Source organism: Flavicella sp. (assembly GCF_029238425.1).
GTDB lineage: Bacteria > Bacteroidota > Bacteroidia > Flavobacteriales > Flavobacteriaceae > Flavicella.
In genome coordinates this window covers 46,101-62,627 of sequence record NZ_JAQWGB010000053.1, presented here as the reverse complement: position 1 = coordinate 62,627, position 16,527 = coordinate 46,101, and the positions used below count along the sequence as shown (strand labels likewise).

Annotated in this window: 10 protein-coding genes; 5 read left to right on the top strand and 5 right to left on the bottom strand. The window is 35.5% G+C overall.

Annotated features, from left to right (window positions below):
- From P8H68_RS03665 to P8H68_RS03645, 5 genes are all read left to right on the top strand, one after another.
- The coding region (locus P8H68_RS03665; protein WP_300321746.1) for a sulfatase-like hydrolase/transferase at positions 1 to 880 on the top strand (880 nt) is incomplete at its 5' end.
- Between the two features lie 205 nt (positions 881 to 1,085).
- A complete protein-coding gene (locus P8H68_RS03660; protein ID WP_300321743.1) occupies positions 1,086 to 3,431 on the top strand; it encodes an arylsulfatase in 2,346 nt (781 codons plus the stop codon).
- 192 nt (positions 3,432 to 3,623) lie between these two features.
- On the top strand, positions 3,624 to 5,045 hold the full coding sequence (locus tag P8H68_RS03655) for a sulfatase (RefSeq protein WP_300321741.1): 1,422 nt from the start codon (positions 3,624 to 3,626) through the stop codon (positions 5,043 to 5,045).
- A 102-nt stretch (positions 5,046 to 5,147) separates the two neighbouring features.
- Complete coding sequence (locus tag P8H68_RS03650) at positions 5,148 to 6,599, top strand: twin-arginine translocation signal domain-containing protein (protein ID WP_300321739.1); 1,452 nt, start codon at positions 5,148 to 5,150, stop codon at positions 6,597 to 6,599.
- Positions 6,600 to 6,646: 47 nt separating this feature from the next.
- A complete protein-coding gene (locus P8H68_RS03645; RefSeq protein WP_300321737.1) occupies positions 6,647 to 8,122 on the top strand; it encodes a sulfatase in 1,476 nt (491 codons plus the stop codon).
- A 191-nt stretch (positions 8,123 to 8,313) separates the two neighbouring features.
- Here the strand turns inward: P8H68_RS03645 and P8H68_RS03640 are convergent, their stop codons facing one another.
- The 5 genes from P8H68_RS03640 to P8H68_RS03620 all read right to left on the bottom strand — a co-directional run bounded on the left by P8H68_RS03640 (position 8,314) and on the right by P8H68_RS03620 (position 16,509).
- Positions 8,314 to 9,816, bottom strand: a complete 1,503-nt coding sequence (locus P8H68_RS03640) for a DUF3360 family protein (RefSeq protein WP_300321735.1) — start codon at positions 9,814 to 9,816, stop codon at positions 8,314 to 8,316.
- A gap of 115 nt (positions 9,817 to 9,931) precedes the next feature.
- On the bottom strand, positions 9,932 to 10,687 hold the full coding sequence (gene pflA, locus P8H68_RS03635) for a pyruvate formate-lyase-activating protein (protein WP_300321734.1): 756 nt from the start codon (positions 10,685 to 10,687) through the stop codon (positions 9,932 to 9,934).
- 53 nt (positions 10,688 to 10,740) lie between these two features.
- Positions 10,741 to 12,966 carry a formate C-acetyltransferase gene (gene pflB, locus P8H68_RS03630; protein WP_300321731.1) on the bottom strand — a complete coding sequence of 742 codons (2,226 nt, stop codon included), beginning with the start codon at positions 12,964 to 12,966 and terminating at the stop codon, positions 10,741 to 10,743.
- 299 nt (positions 12,967 to 13,265) lie between these two features.
- Entirely contained in the window at positions 13,266 to 15,626 is a 2,361-nt protein-coding gene (gene gldG / locus P8H68_RS03625) for a gliding motility-associated ABC transporter substrate-binding protein GldG (protein WP_300321728.1), read from the bottom strand.
- Positions 15,627 to 15,669: 43 nt separating this feature from the next.
- The gene (locus tag P8H68_RS03620; protein ID WP_300321726.1) at positions 15,670 to 16,509 is read right to left on the bottom strand and encodes an SAM-dependent chlorinase/fluorinase; all 840 of its coding nucleotides are present in this window, start codon (positions 16,507 to 16,509) and stop codon (positions 15,670 to 15,672) included.
- Between the last annotated feature and the right edge of the window lie 18 nt (positions 16,510 to 16,527).

The window sequence follows — 16,527 nt, the reverse complement described above, 5'->3', positions numbered from 1 at the left end:
TTGGGCTCCTTTTAGCAATCCTTTTATCGAACAAAAATCAACGGACAATTGGTTGACAGATAGAATGACGGATGAAGCCTTAGAGTTTATGGACTTGCATAAAGAGGGGCCTTTTCTAATCAATTTAAATTATTATGCGGTGCATGCTCCAGTAAGGGCAAGAAGTGAGGAGTTGTTACAGAAATATTTGGACAAACCTGTGGATTCTGTGCATGGTCAAGGAATGCAAAAGAAGGAGAAACGAAGAGCATATCATGCAGGGTACGCCACAATGGTTGAATCTGTTGATGAAAATGTGAAAAGAATTTTAGATTATTTAGATGCAAATGGATTAAGAGATAATACGATGATTGTATTTACTTCTGATAACGGATACCATGGAGGTCAAAGCAATAATAAATTACTAAGAGGAGCTAAGGGGTATATTTATGAAGGAGGATTAAGAGTCCCAATGTTCGTAAACTGGCCAGGAAAAGTAAAAGCAAGAAGAAGTTCGGCAGCTGTATCTTGTTTGGATATATTTCCAACTTTGATGAAAGTGGGAGGTGTTGACGATTTCTCAGGGGTTTTAGACGGGAATTCTGTGACAGAAATTTTCAAGGAAGATACAGAGCTGTTTCAAAAAAGACCCTTGTTTTTGCACGTAGCAAGTCAGTATAAGCATGGAGCCTGTTCCGTAATTAGAAAAGGAAATTATAAATTGATTCAATTTTTAGCAACGGGTAAAGTTGAGTTGTATAACCTTTCATTGGATCAGTCAGAGTCTAAAGATGTATCTGAAATAGAAGTTTCTAAAACAGAAGAGTTATTGCATGAGTTGGTTGCCTGGAGAAAAACTAATGATATACCCTTGCCTCCCAATGCAGCCATGAAATTTTAATTATTGATTCTGATGTAGTTAAAAATAACAGTTAGGTTGATGTTGTTATTAGATCTGATTTTATATTGTTAGCAATAAGGAACCATGTTGTTCTCAAGGTAGGACTTGTGTAAAAAAATAGTTTTCATTTGTTAGTTCGAAAAAAAAGGGGGAATTTAGTTCTAAATTAAGGAAACAATTTTAAACCTAATTAAAACTTATGAAAATGAAACAAAATAAAATTATTTTGATGTCTATGGCTTTGTTCTTAGGAGCAATGTCCACTTTTGCTCAAGATGTTTTGAATCGAGAGATTTTACCAATTGTTGAGCCAGAACCAAAAACGTACACGGAATTGGATGCTCGTAATACAAAACCTCCTAAAAGGTTTGAGGTAAATGCACCCAAAGAAGCACCAAATGTAGTCATTGTATTGATTGATGATTTAGGAATGGGAGCAACAACAGCTTTTGGAGGACCTATCAACACACCAACCATGGAGCGATTGGCTGCTGACGGATTGAGATACAATAATTTTAATACGACTTCATTGTGTTCACCAACAAGAATGTCTATCAAAACGGGTAGAAATCATCATACATGTAATACGGGGTCTATCATGGAAACAAGTACGGCATATCCTGGAAATACTGGAGCTTTGCCAGCGAGTGTTGCTCCTTTAGCGGAGACGTTAAGGCTAAATGGATATAGTACAGCTGCTTTTGGAAAATGGCATGAAACGGCTGCTTGGGAAACAAGTGTATCCGGACCTTTTGACAGATGGCCAACGCGTCAAGGTTTTGATAAGTTTTACGGATTTATAGGTGGAGAAACAGATCAATGGGCTCCATTAATTTTTGATGGTGTAAAGAAAGTGAATCCTCCTAAAATGGATAATTACCACTTTACAACAGATATGACCAATCAAGCAATCAACTGGGTAAAGGCACAACAGTCGATGACTCCAGACAAACCGTTTTTTGTGTATTTTTCTACAGGAGCGGTACATGCGCCACACCATGTATCAAAGGAATGGTCTGATAAATACAAGGGACAATTCGATAAAGGTTGGGATGAGGTTAGAAAGACTTCTGTTAAAAACATGAAAGCAGGAGGGGTTATTCCGGCTAAAACAAGATTAGCTCCAAAACCAGACGATATCAAAGACTGGAAAAAATTAACGGATAACGAACGCAAACTTTTTGCGCGTCAAGCAGAAGTTTTTTCTGGATTTGTTGAAATGACAGATTATGAAATCGGAAGATTGGTTGATGCGATTGAAGAAATTGGAGAATTAGATAATACCATGATTGTTTTTGTAGCTGGTGATAATGCTACGAGTGCAGAAGGAGGTATGGTTGGTATGTATAATGAGATGACTTATTTTAACTTTGTTGAAGAGAAAGTTGAAGATTTATTACCTCTAATGGATGATTGGGGATTACCAAATACGTTCCCTCATATGGCAGCCGGTTGGGCAGTTGCATTTGACGCTCCGTTTACATGGACAAAGCAAATAGCTTCAGATTTTGGAGGTACTAGAACTGGAATGATTGTTCATTACCCAGAAAAAGTTACCGAAGGAAAAGGAATTAGAGAACAATTTACACATGCGATTGACATCGCACCTACAATTTTAGAAGTTGCTGGTTTGCCAGAGCCAAAAGTAGTAAATGGTGTTCCTCAAACACCTATTGAAGGAACAAGTTTTGCTTATACATTTGATGATAAAAATGCTGCTGAGAGGCATACCGTTCAGTATTTTGAGTTATTTGGAAACAGAGCTTTATACCAAAATGGGTGGTATGCAAGAACTTTGCATAGAGCGCCTTGGGAAATGAAAGGTTTTCCAAATTTAGAGGATGATGTTTGGGAGTTGTATGATGTTAAAAATGATTTTAGTCTGACTAAAAACTTGGCAAAAAAATATCCTGAAAGGTTGAAGGCGATGCAGGATTTGTTTATGGCAGAAGCTGAAAAATATCATGTATTACCAATTGATGATCGTGTTGTAGAAAGAACTAATCCGGCAATTGCAGGTCGTCCAGATATTATGGGAGGTAGAACTACCTTGAAGTTGTATGAAGGTATGGAAGGTATGATGGAGAATACTTTCATCAATATTAAAAACAGATCTTTTACAATTGACGCAGAAATCGAAGTGAAAGACGACAAAGCTACTGGAGTTATTTTGACTCAAGGAGGTAGATTTGGTGGATGGTGTTTGTATATGAAAGAGGGTGTGCCTGAGTTTACTTATAATTTCTTAGGATTAGAGAGATTTGTTATTAGTACAGGTTCAAAATTACCTGCTGGTAAACATAAAATTTCTTTTGCTTTTGACTACGATGGAGAAGGAAACGGAAAAGGTGGAGATGCAAGTATTTCTGTTTCTGATGGTTCAAAAGGAAATGGAAGAATTGAAAAAACACAGCCTAATATGTTTTCTGCAGATGAAACCGCGGATGTAGGGTTGGACAATCAAACTCCTGTAGCAGAAGGTATCGGATACGGTCCTGAAGCAACTAAGTTTACAGGGAAAATTGATAAAGTAATTGTTGAGATAAAATAATTCACTTTTTTAATAATATATAAAGCCTCCAATATTTTTATTGGAGGCTTTTCTTTTCTAGGATGTTTTCTGTCGTTGATTAGAATGTTTATCATCAGTTTTATTACTGTAACCTACATATATTAAACGCAAAGAGACGTGCCGTTCTTTTATATTTTCTTAATTCGTGTTACCATTTAATAACAGTTGAAAATGAAAAAAACGATTCCCTTAAAGTTTATTACAGTTTTACTCCTTTTAGCAACATTTCCTAATTCAGTTTGGGCGCAGAAAAAACAAAGCAAGCCTAATGTTTTGTTGATAACCGTTGATGATATGAATGATTGGGTAGGCGTTTTTGGTGGACATCCACAAGCAAAGACTCCGAATATGGATAAATTCGCAAAAAAAAGTACTGTATTTAAAAATGCCTATTGTTCCGCGGCGTTGTGCAATCCATCTCGTACTAGTATGCTTACAGGGTATCAGCCTTTTAAAACAAGGGTGTATGGGAATAATGAAGTTTTTAGAAAAATAAAAGGTTTTGAAAGCACCGTTACATTACCGCAATATTTTGCGAAAAACGGATACCAAACAGTAGCGACGGGGAAAATATTTCATAGTCCAAGAGGTACTGCCAAGGAACCAAAGGAAGGAAGTGATCCAGGTTCTTTTCAAACTGAAAATAAAGTTGGGCTTGGAACTCCTTATCCTAAAAATAGATTTCCTCATGGCTTAGATTTTAAAAGAGCCGGAGTAAAAGGGAGCAAAACAAGATCTTTTGATTGGGGGCCAGTAGATGTGCCGGATGAAAAAACAAATGACTGGAAGTCCGCAGAGTATGCTTCTAAGTTTTTGAAAGAAAAACACGACAAGCCGTTTTTTCTAGCTTGTGGGATTTTTAGACCTCATTTACCATTATACGCTCCTAAAAAATATTTTGATTTATTTGATGAAGAGTCAATTGAATTGTCAACCGTATTAAAAACAGATTTGGAAGATGTTGGAAAAATTGGAAAAAACTGGGCAGGACAAAATTTACACGCAGAAATATTAAGGAATGACAAATGGAAATCGGCTGTGAGAGGTTATTTGGCAAGTTTAGCATTTGCCGATGCTTGTGTTGGACATCTATTGGATAATCTAGAAAATAGCGCCTATGCAGAAAATACGATTGTAGTTATCATGGGAGACCATGGATGGCATTTAGGTGAAAAAGAGCACTGGTCAAAACAGACGCTTTGGGAAGAATCGGCTAAAACTCCATTGATCATTTTCGATCCAAGTAAAAGCAAAGGGGAAGTTAGCGTCAGAACTGTTTCTTTAATTGATGTGTATCCAACATTGATTGATTTATGTGATTTACCAAAAAAGCAAGATTTGGATGGAAATAGCTTTGAGCATTTAGTGTCCAACCCGAAAGGGAAATGGAACCATTCAGCCTTAACTACAAAAGGCTTAGGGAATCATACGTTGAGAAATGAAAACTACAGATATATTGTGTATTCAGATGGTTTTGAAGAATTGTATGATCATCGAAATGATCCTATGGAATGGAAAAACATTGCTAAAGAGTCTAGCAGTAAAAAAGTTTTGAAGAATTTTAGAGAAGAATTAAAAGAACTTGTCAAATAGTCAAATAACTTTAAAAAAACGGCAGAGATTGAAAGTTTAACCTCTTTGAATCTTTTTTGATATGTCGAATTAAAGGCACAAAATATTTAAATAAAAATCAATATGAATAATAGAAGAAATTTTTTGAAAAAGGCAGGGCTTGGAGGATTGGCAATAGCGGGTACTTCTGTTGGAGCAATGAACAATTTGACCAACCTGAAGGGAGATGAGTTGTTTGTGGACAATAAAGTAATTCAGGGAGAAGGGAAGCAAGTTAAAATAAAAGTTTCCGCTCCTTTATTTTGCCCTTTTCAGAGTATAAATGGACCAGGTGAAAAAGGTGGTAATTCCTATTATTATCTGAGTAAGCCTTTTACATATAATCCCTTTACTTGTCAAGCAAGTGGAATGTCGGGTTCTCCTGTGATTGTTGATGCTAAGGGGACCTTTATAGGATTTATGACTACTGCGGGATATGAAAATTCTATATATAGTTTTGATGGAAAAGATACGTTAACGGTAACTGTTCCAGAGGGACAAGAAGTGTTCTTGGACGAAACTGGAAACGGAGATGAAGCTTGGAAAGCATACAATCGTATCATGATGCAACGATTGAATATTACTCCATACAAGCAGACACCTAAGTTTTGGGAAGATGTTGAATACTGTACGTGGTCGGAACAGAAAAAACAAGCAACAAAAAGACATGAACATTTTAATTTGCTCAATCATGATTTTGTGAAATATTATGTAGATAAGATTATTGAATTTGGATATCCTAAGGGGAAATTAACCCTAGATCATGGATGGGGAACTTTTCCTGATGGTAGCATTAAATCGGGATTCGGATCCTGGGTTCCTGATCCAAAGAAATTCCCGGACTTTAGAAAAACAATGGATTTTATCAATGAGAAAGGATTTACACCCGGATTATGGATTGGTTTTCCTAAGATTCATAAAGAAAGTCTTGCCGCGCAAAAATATCCTGAATTGTTGGGGAATTATTCTTTTGGCACAAAACCAGGTAGAAAAGACGATGTTCAATATTTGAATCCTCAATCGGATATTTATGGATACGCTTCAGAAGTTATTGCTCGTTTTCATAAAATGGGAGTGATGAAGTTTAAGATAGACATGTCATATAATACCAAATCAGAGATGTTGCCAATACATAGGGCTTTATACAGAGCAGCTAAGGATATCGATCAAAATATAGAAATGGAATTTCATGTGCCTGATATTTTTCTTTCTAAATATGCCGATGTTGTTAGAACAAATGATATTTGGTTGTTGGATGAATACAATTGGAAAGGAAGGGTAAAAACACATTATGAAATATGCTATAAATCGGCTCCAGGAAAAGGAATCAATTTAGATCATATTGGAGGAAATGCCACAGAAGCAATTACAGAAAAGAAATATCTAGAACATTTAGAAAGCTATAAAACAAAAACAGGATTCCCTTTGGTGTCTGTATTGCCACATCATTATGGGAAAAAATGTATCAAGGAGACTGGAGATTATTTATGGGATTATGAAAAAGGTCCTAAAAATATCTTGTCTGATTTTTATTAGAGAGAATTGAGTAACAAAAGAATTGAAAATTACTAAATAATATTATAATGAAATTTAATTTTAAAAATGTAGCAACAGTAGTGTTTGCCTTTTGTGGACTGTTCAGTAATGCTGCTGAAGATGAAGGGAAAAAAACTAAAAAGCCAAACCTAATTATTATCCATACAGATGAACACAACTTCCGAACGCTAAGTTGTTATCAAAATTTATTACCGGAAGAGCAGGCTTTTGTATGGGGAAAAGGAAATAATTCCAAAACACCGAATATTGATAAAATTGCAAATGAAGGAGTGATTTGTACAAGTTATTATGCATCGTCTCCGGTATGTACTCCTTCGAGAGCATCTTTAGTCACTGGTTTGTATCCTCAAGCAACAGGGGCGCCAAAAAATGGATTGCATATTCGTGAGGATATTCCAACATTTGCAACTATTTTGAGAGATCATGGTTATGCGACTTCTTATGTTGGAAAATGGCATCTCGCCGGTCATGAAAAATATAGTTTTGGTATCAAGTACAAAGCAGGTTTTGAAGACAATCGTTATATGATGCGAGGGGGACATGCTCCTTATTTTCATATCAAAAATGGAAAGTACAAAGGTATCAATGAAAAAGTAGCGGCTAATTTGCCAGAGGATGAGGTGATTCATTTGACAGATTTTTTCACAGATAAAACATTAGAGATATTAGAAAGAGATAAAAAGGAACCTTTTGCTCTGATGCTTTCTATTCCAGATCCACATACACCTGATTTTGCGAAGCCACCTTATGATAAAATGTATGCCGATTTAGATGTTCAAGCACCGATTACCATGAAGCCCGAATATGCTGATAATAGACCGTCTTGGGGAAAAGGAGGGAGTAATGAAGCAGAAAAGAAAAAGGCTTTTGAAAAAGAAAAAGAAGCTTTGAAGCAATATTTTGGGATGGTGAGTCATATTGACGATAGTGTTGGTAGAATTATGAATTTCTTAGAAGAAAATAATTTGGTCGAAAATACAATCATCATTTTTACTTCTGACCATGGCGATATGTTTTTTGAGCACAAAAGAAGGAATAAAGGAGTGCCTTATGAAGCCTCTTCAAGAATTCCTTTTGTATTGCGTTACCCAGCAAAAATAAAAGCTGGTAAAATTATTAACAAAGCATATACAAATGTAGATTTTACTCCAACCATTTTAGGAATTATGGGAGTGGATACAGAGGCAAAGTTCCAAGGCCTAGATACTTCTGATGATTTTCTAAACAAAAAGAAAATTGTAGATAGTGACCGAATGACTTATTTTGCCAAAACCGGGGGATGGTGGGTAGCTGCAGTTACCGATAGATACAAATTGGTGCTGGATAAAAAAGAAAAGCCGTATTTGTTTGATATGAAAAATGACCCATTTGAACTAGAAAATGTATATGCTAAGGAAGAATATAAAGCTGTAGCGGAAAAAATGCAGGCTGAACTTTTCAATCAGATGGAAGCAGTAGATGAACCAGGATTGAAAAATTCACAAAAGTATATAGTAGAATAGTTTTAAAATATTTTGATGATACTTATATCGCAATCTACAGATATTGTAAAGGAATCAATTTAATCAGGTTTGAAACGCTTGTTTAGTTCTAATCAAGATAATCAAAGAATACATAAAAAAGCTCTCTAGAAATCGAGAGCTTTTTTATGTAGATTATAAATTTTATAAGTTCATCCAGCCTATCAACCAAATTATAATAAGGCATGGATTCCGTACTTTCCGTCGAGCATACCAACAGCAAGTACGGCTGCTAGACAGATGAGTAGAATTCCTAGTGGTATATATAATCTATCCGTCATGGATAGGTTTTTGGGTCTATCTTTATCTCCAATCAAACCATTATTATCTAAAAACATAGCCAATGCCCATGCTAATACAGGGTTGGTAACCATGGCCATAAAAATGCAAATACCAGCAGCTTGAGCAGATGCACTTTCCTTTACCATTTGAATTCCAGCTTCAATCATTGGTAAGAAAACCCCTACCAATAAAGCAATGGATCTAACGGGTGGCCAAACTGCCACGTCCATGGGACTCCCTAAAATTGCAACAGCGATCACCATAATTCCCAATAGGATGGCGCCCGCAGGAATAGGACGTTTTGCTATGGCTGCAGGAATCATATAAGTACCCCATGAAGAGGTGATATTACCTCCTCCAACAGCGGTTCCTACCATTTGACGAATAGAACACATCGTCATCGTATCGTCTACATCCATCAAAACTTTTTCTGTTTTTTTTGGATAATTCATTTCTTGGAAAATTCTATGGCCCAAAAAATCTGGAGACCACATGGCAACAGCTAAGATGGCAAACGGAAGAGAGGCGATGAAATGTTCGGTATTTGGAAGTCCTAACATCCATCCTTCTGAAGTATTTCCCCACCAATAGACTGGGTTTAAATTGGGAATCCCCATCTCTGTAGTGAAGCTAAGATCAAATCCAGCACCGCCAATTAATGCGATTGCTAGAGCTGTTGCAGAACAAGCTGGAATAGCGAGCCAACGTTTGTCAATTCTTGCAAGAAAACTGTATAATATAACTGTAATACCTAAAATGATCAGACCAAGATAACCTAAAGATTTAGTGGCAATTTCCGAAGTATGTAGCCCAAGACTCCAGGTTTGTATTGTTTTGATTTGACTCAAAGCTCCCATAAACCCTAAAAAAATCAAGAGACCTCCGGCGACCCCTTTGCTGGTTAAATTCACCAAGCGAGAACCACCTTTTACAATGCTAAGAATAAGACCAAAAACACCAATCAAAATAGCCAATGCTAATGGATGTGCTCCTGCAAGGGCAATACTTGCAATTAATGGAATCATTGGTCCGTGATTTCCTGCTAAATTTGCTCTTGGGTTTATAAAACCAGAAGCCAGAATTACAAAGAGAAAAGCAGGGATGATCATTTCAACACGTGAAACTTCTATGGCAAATTCTTTTCCTAAGGTAACATGGTCCCAAGCTTTTGTTAAGCCTTCTGCCCATGCCATCATTACAGAAGAGTACATGGCAATGATTCCTAGAGTTCCTGCAAGTGCAGGAACTAAATCTTCCCATTCAAATCGAAAATCTCTCCCAGGGAGGTTCAGACGATACCTTTTGGGTTTCATTATTTTCAATTCATTTTCTAAATATTCAGTTCTCGTTTCAAACTCTGAAGCAGGTTTGTGTTCGTCTTGGTAGGTGCTCATTTGTGTCAATTTACAATGAACTGACGTGATGTATCAAAGTTGGCTAAGTATGTTTTCCATTGATTAGGTTCATAGTTAGTCAGGTTTTCAAATGTTTCTATAAATAAAAATCAGATTAATTTATTTTCACTTCTTTGAAGTAAGCTTTCAAAATAGATTCAGCTTCTTTGAGTTCGTCATCAGTATTTTCTTTTATATGATTCAGTTTGTACTCCCAACCTAAGGCATCCCATTTATGCACGCCCAATTTATGATAAGGTTGAAGTTCTATTTTTTCTATGGTTTTATACTCTTTAAAATAATTTCCCATGGCATGGAGCAACTCGGGTTTGTTTGTAATTCCCGGAATTAAAACATATCTCAGCCACATTTTTTTTCCAGAGGCTTCACGATGTTTGGCAAAAGTGAAAGTGGTGTTTTTGTTTTTTGCACCTGTAAGATATTGGTAACCGTCTTCAGTCATATGCTTGATATCCAGCATTACCAAATCTGCATAGTCGTCCAACAGTTCTTCTGTGAAATGATTGAGGACTCTACCGTTAGTGTCAATATTGGTATGTATTCCTTCCTCTTTAAGCCTTTTGAAAAAGTGTATCAATTCCTTTGATTGTAATAAAGGTTCTCCACCTGAAACAGTAACGCCTCCTTTTATACCAAAGTAAGACTTCATGTTAACAGCTCGTCTTACCAGGTCTTCGATAGCATGTTCTTCACCACCATGAGTGTCGATGGAATCTGGATTGTGACAATACAAGCATTTTAATTTACATCCTTGTAAAAAAACAACCATTCTTATCCCCGGACCGTCGTGGGTTCCATAAGATTCTATGGAATGAACTTTTAAAGTGTTTTCTGCTGTTTTGATAGGCAATTATTTTAAAAATAGGGTGCCCGACGGGGTAGTGCCGAACACCATAATAAATTCTACATAGATTCGTGGAAAGATCTTGTGATAACTTCCATTTGTTGTTCTTTTGTCAAACGGATAAAGTTTACAGCATAACCAGATACACGAATTGTTAATTGTGGATACTCTTCTGGATTCTCCATAGCGTCCAATAATGTTTCTTTGTCAAGTACATTTACATTTAAATGTTGGGCTCCTCTATCAAAGTAACCATCTAAGGTAGCTGCTAAATTGTCAATTCTGTCTTCTTCATTTGCTCCTAAAGATTTTGGAACGATAGAGAATGTATTAGAAATACCATCTTGAGAATCTTCATAATTTATTTTTGCAACTGAATTTAAAGAGGCTATAGCTCCATTGGAGTCACGACCGTGCATTGGATTGGCACCGGGTGCAAATGGAATACCTTTAGCTCTACCATCAGGTGTAGCTCCTGTTTTTTTACCATACACAACATTTGAGGTAATGGTTAAAACAGACATAGTTACAGCGGCATCTTTATAAACTGGAAGTTTTTTCAATTCATTATTAAAGTCCGCTACTGCATTTGCAGCAAATACATCTACACGATCGTCATCATTTCCATATTTAGGGAATTCTCCTTCAATAATAAAGTCGACTGTTAAGCCTTCTTCATTTCTAATTGGTTTCACTTTTGCGTATTTGATAGCAGATAAGGAATCGGCAACAATTGATAAACCGGCTATACCATAAGCAATATTGATCATTGGATTGGTGTCAATAAGAGCCATTTGAGCTTTTTCATAATAGTATTTATCATGCATATAGTGAATGATATTCATAGAGTCGTTATAAACTCTAGCCACCTCTTTCATGGAGATTTTGAAATTGTCCATTACTTTGTCAAAGTCAAGAACTTCATCTGTCATAGGCGCAATTCCTTCAACCATTTGTGTTCCTGTGTTTTCACACTTACCACCGTTGATCGCTAATAATAAGGTTTTCGCAAGATTGGTACGTGCACCAAAGAACTGTATTTGTTTCCCTATTTCTTGGAATGATACACAACAAGCAATACCATAATCGTCAGAATCACGCGTAATTCGCATCAACTCATCGTTTTCAAACTGGATAGATGAAGTGTCTATAGAAACTTTAGCACAGTAGTTTTTAAAATTTTGTGGAAGACCATATGACCAAAGTATGGTAATATTTGGCTCGGGAGATGGACCTAAGTTGTATAAGGTATGTAAGAAACGGAAAGATGTTTTGGTAACCTTAGTACGACCATCAGCAAACATTCCTCCAATAGCTTCCGTAACCCAAGTTGGATCTCCCGCAAAAATTTCATCATAGGCCTCCATACGCAAGTGACGTACCATTCTCAATTTCATAACAAATTGATCAATGTATTCTTGAGCCTCCTCCTCTGTAATAAGTCCAGCTTCTAAATCTTGTGTGATGTAAATATCTAAGAAAGAAGAAACATTACCTAAAGACATAGCAGCACCATCCTGTTCTTTCACAGCAGCCAAGTAAGCCATATAAGTCCATTGAACTGCTTCTTGTGCATTTTGTGCAGGTCTTGAAAGGTCTAATCCATAATGGTTCCCCATGGCAATCATATCCTTTAATGCACCAATTTGTTCTGCTACTTCCTCACGCAAACGAATGACACTGTCACTCATAGGACCGTTGATTTTTGAAAAATCTTCTTTTTTAGTTTCGATCAATTTGTCGATACCGTATAAGGCAATTCTTCTGTAATCCCCAATCACACGTCCACGAGCATAATTGTCAGGCAATCCTGTAAGAAAACCTAAAGATCTAAATTTTTTGATCTCCGCAGTGTAGGCAGAGAAAACACCATCATTATGTGTTTTTACATATTTTGTAAATAGCTCATTTACGGCATCGCTAGGAGCTAAGCCATGTTCAGAGAGAGCTTTTTGAACTACTTTATAACCACCGAAAGGTTTCATAGCTCTTTTTAAAAGTTCGTTTGTTTGCAAACCAACAATGGTTTCGTTCTCTTTATCAATATATCCTGCCTCAAAAGAGTTTACCCCTGAGATAGTTTCTGTATCAACAGATCTTACTCCATTGTTTTGTCTTTCTTCTTTTACAGCAGACTTACAAATGTCCCAAAGTTTTTGTGTTTTTTGAGAGGGACCAACTAAAAAATCATGATTCCCATAGTAAGGAGTAATATTCTGAATAACAAAGTCTCTAACGTTAATTTCTTTATCCCAAATTCCATTTTTAAATTCTAGTACTTTCATGTCCAATGTTTTTTAATTGTATAAATCTACCTTTTGTTTTATAGGTCAAATTTACAACTATTAGATATAAAATACAATTTAGTCCTTTATCAGGAGGGGTGAAATTGAGGTTTTTGGGTGTAAATATTTTAACGGTTTTTGTAAAAGTTTGATACTATGAAAAAGAAAGGTGAAACAGTTTACCTGATAGGTCTAATTATGATGATTTTTATGCGTAATTCATAAAAATAAAGATATTTTAATCTTTTTTAATAATAGTGCGGTAAGCTGCGTTATCGCAGGTTTTACAGCTTTAAATACTAAGATTTAGGTGTAGAATATAATTTCTTTTTACGCAGGTGTAAAATGAATCCAATAATGGAAACCATTAAAATTGGACCAAATAAATTAAATAATTGCCAATAGGTTTTATTTTCAAATACCTTTTGCTTGTTCAACAGTCGTAAATTGATTTTTTTAGAACGGATACGAATCAATCCAGTATCATCTAAAAGGTATTCGATGGCGTTTGATAAAAATTCTTTATTTCCATAATATTGTTGGGTCCATTTATCAACACCTAATTCTAATGGTTTTCCCTTGTGAATTTGATTTTTACCGATATTCCCATCGGCAATAAGAATCATTTTATTGTTGTTCCCTTTTTCTAAGGCATTTGGTACTTGCAAAGGTTTGATACGATCTTTATAAGCAGAGGTGAAATTCCCTTCCAACAAAAGTCCTAGAATTTTACTTCCGTTTTTATAGGTTTTTGGATCAGGGTTTTCCATCACAGAATTCAATTCTATAATAGTAGGAACTTGTACTTCTTTTGAAAGTAAAGAGCTCTGTAGCAAAATTGTCTTCTTTACATCGTTTTTTAAAGTGTCTATAGAGGACACAAAAGACAATGAAACCGGACTTATATTATTTACAATCGGATGATCTGTTTTAGAACTAACCAAAGGGGCATAAAACCATAAGAAATTTTCGAAGTTTGTTTTGTTTCCGGTATTCCCAGTCGCTAAGGCTATTTTAGAGGCGTATAGATCTTTTACCAGATTTTGATTGACTCTTGCTCCATATCTAAAAAAGAAATCATCTAGGTTGAGGTTTTTTGAATAGGCGAGTGTTTTTCCGTTTTGAAATAAACTATCCATTTCAGCCTGTACATTATCTAACATCCACAAGCTTCTACCACCATTTAATATATACTGATCTATGGTGTATTTTTCCTCCTCGGTAAAAGCTGTAGTCGGTTTGGCTATCAAGGCCAGATCAAAAGATTTTATATGTTCAACCGTTTTCAAAGGATTGGTTTGAACAGAATCCAACGTAAATTTAGCGAGGTGGTAATTGGACCCAATGGATTTTAATAAACTATATAGATAGATGTCTTCAAGTTCACCATTTCCAGAAAGGATTGCAATACTCTTTTCTTTTTTTGAACTTATATTTTTTACAGCATGTAAGAAGGCATATTCTAAATTTTGTATCGAATTTTCTAATTGTTGTTCTTGAGTATCCTTTGGATCACCATCTTTTAGCAAAGAAATGTTTTCTTGTTTGTTTTTATAAGAAAGCGTTGCCCATGGGATGATTACACTTTCTGACACAACTCCATTTTCCTCAATAGTAAGTCGACTTGGGGAGAGACCTTTAGCCGTTAATTTTTGTAATTGTTCTTTTGGATCAATGAATAAAACCTTTATTTTATCATTTATCATTTTTAACTCCTCAAGAAACTGCTTTGTTTCTGTTTGTAATCTTTTAAACTTAGGAGGGAAATCACCTTCTAGATATACTTTGATAACTGCATTTTCATCCAAAGTTGCTAAAATAGATTCTGACGCTGGGGATAAAGTATATTTTTGATCACTTGTCAGGTCAAATCTATTATGAAATGAATTGCTCAAACCAACGAGCGAAACACTTATCAAAATTAAGGAAGCAATTTTCTTTTTAGAGCGAATCGAAGATAGGCTGAACACCGCACATTGGCAAAAGAAAATGGTGACTACCAAAAAGTAAACTAGATCCGCTGTATCAACCACCCCTCTCGCAATACTAATAAAATGAACAGAAAGACTGAATGAATCTAAATTTAAACCAGGGAGGAGTGAATTAAGATCAGACAGACCACTGTAGATGATAAATGAAACAAAAACAGAACTCAAAAGGGAGATCAGAATGTTTTTAGTCCAGGAGGAAATCCATAATCCTATAGCAATAAAAGAGCTTGCTAGTAAAAATAATCCGAGATAGGATCCAATAATACTTCCTATTTCAATAGAGCCTACTGGAGTGGCAAGTTCATAAATACTATATACATAGATCAAAGTAGGACTCAACATGAATCCAATAATGATTAAAATAGAAAAGAATTTACCAAGAACAAATTCTAAGTTGCCTATTGGTTTTGTTTTGATGATTTCAATGGTTCCAGAGATGTATTCTTCTGAAAAACTTTTCATCGTCAATGCGGGGATTACCAAAATAAAGAGCCAAGCGGTACTATGGAAAAAGTTTGATAAATTGGCAAAACCACTGTCTAATATATTGGCATCCGTTTTTAATACCCATAACCATAAACCGTTAATAATTAAAAAACCAAGAATAATAGTATATGCTCCTAGAGATCCAAAAAATAATCGAAGTTCCTTTTTTAATATGGCTAGCATAAATAGTGGCGTTTTACTTTTTTATAACGACTCTTTTGAGAAGTTATTCTGTTTTATGGAAGTCTAATGTAATAGAATCTCGATAATCCAATCCAAGAAGACTGGAGGCTCCTCCAACGGTTGTTAAGTTGCTTTTATAAATAGCAATTTCAATAAAGCCAGCGGAATTAAAAATAGCCAGTTTATTTCCATCACTTTGTCTTAAAACGGGATCCAAGCTAAAGTCAACGATATCACAATATTTATAATTGATTTTAGAAAAAGTATACCTACTTGCACTTAGCGTAAATTGACGCCCTTTCCCCACGTCTTTAAAAAGCTTTTCGGTGATGTTACTAATTACATTACCGTAATTATCAATATAGATCACATTACCAGAAATACTAGAGAGATCACTAGATATTTTAGGCTGTAGCTCAAATATTTTCTTATAGGTTTCCAAAGGCTTTCCAATCACCTCCAGAGTACCACCTCTAGCAATGTGAGCAGCAACTTGTACAAAAACATCCAATACAGAAAAACTAGATTCCAATCTATCATGGATATTTATTTCTACAATTTTAGAAGGTTTGATTTCAGAAGCAATCATAGAGATCAGTCCATTATCAGGACATACAAAATAATGACCATTTAATAAGAGAGCAATGTGTTTATTGTCTTCATTTAATTCTGAGTCAACCCCTACAATATGTATGGTGCCTTCAGGGAAACTCTTATATGCATTTTTTAAAATATATGCTGTTTCCGTAATGTTAAACGGAGAAATTTGGTGAGATATGTCAACAATTTTTGCATCGGGAACTGCAGAGTAAATAGCACCTTTAACTGCACCTACAAAGTGATCTTTGGTTCCAAAATCTGTAGTTAAAGTAATAATTGACATCTGCGCTTAGCTTCCTTT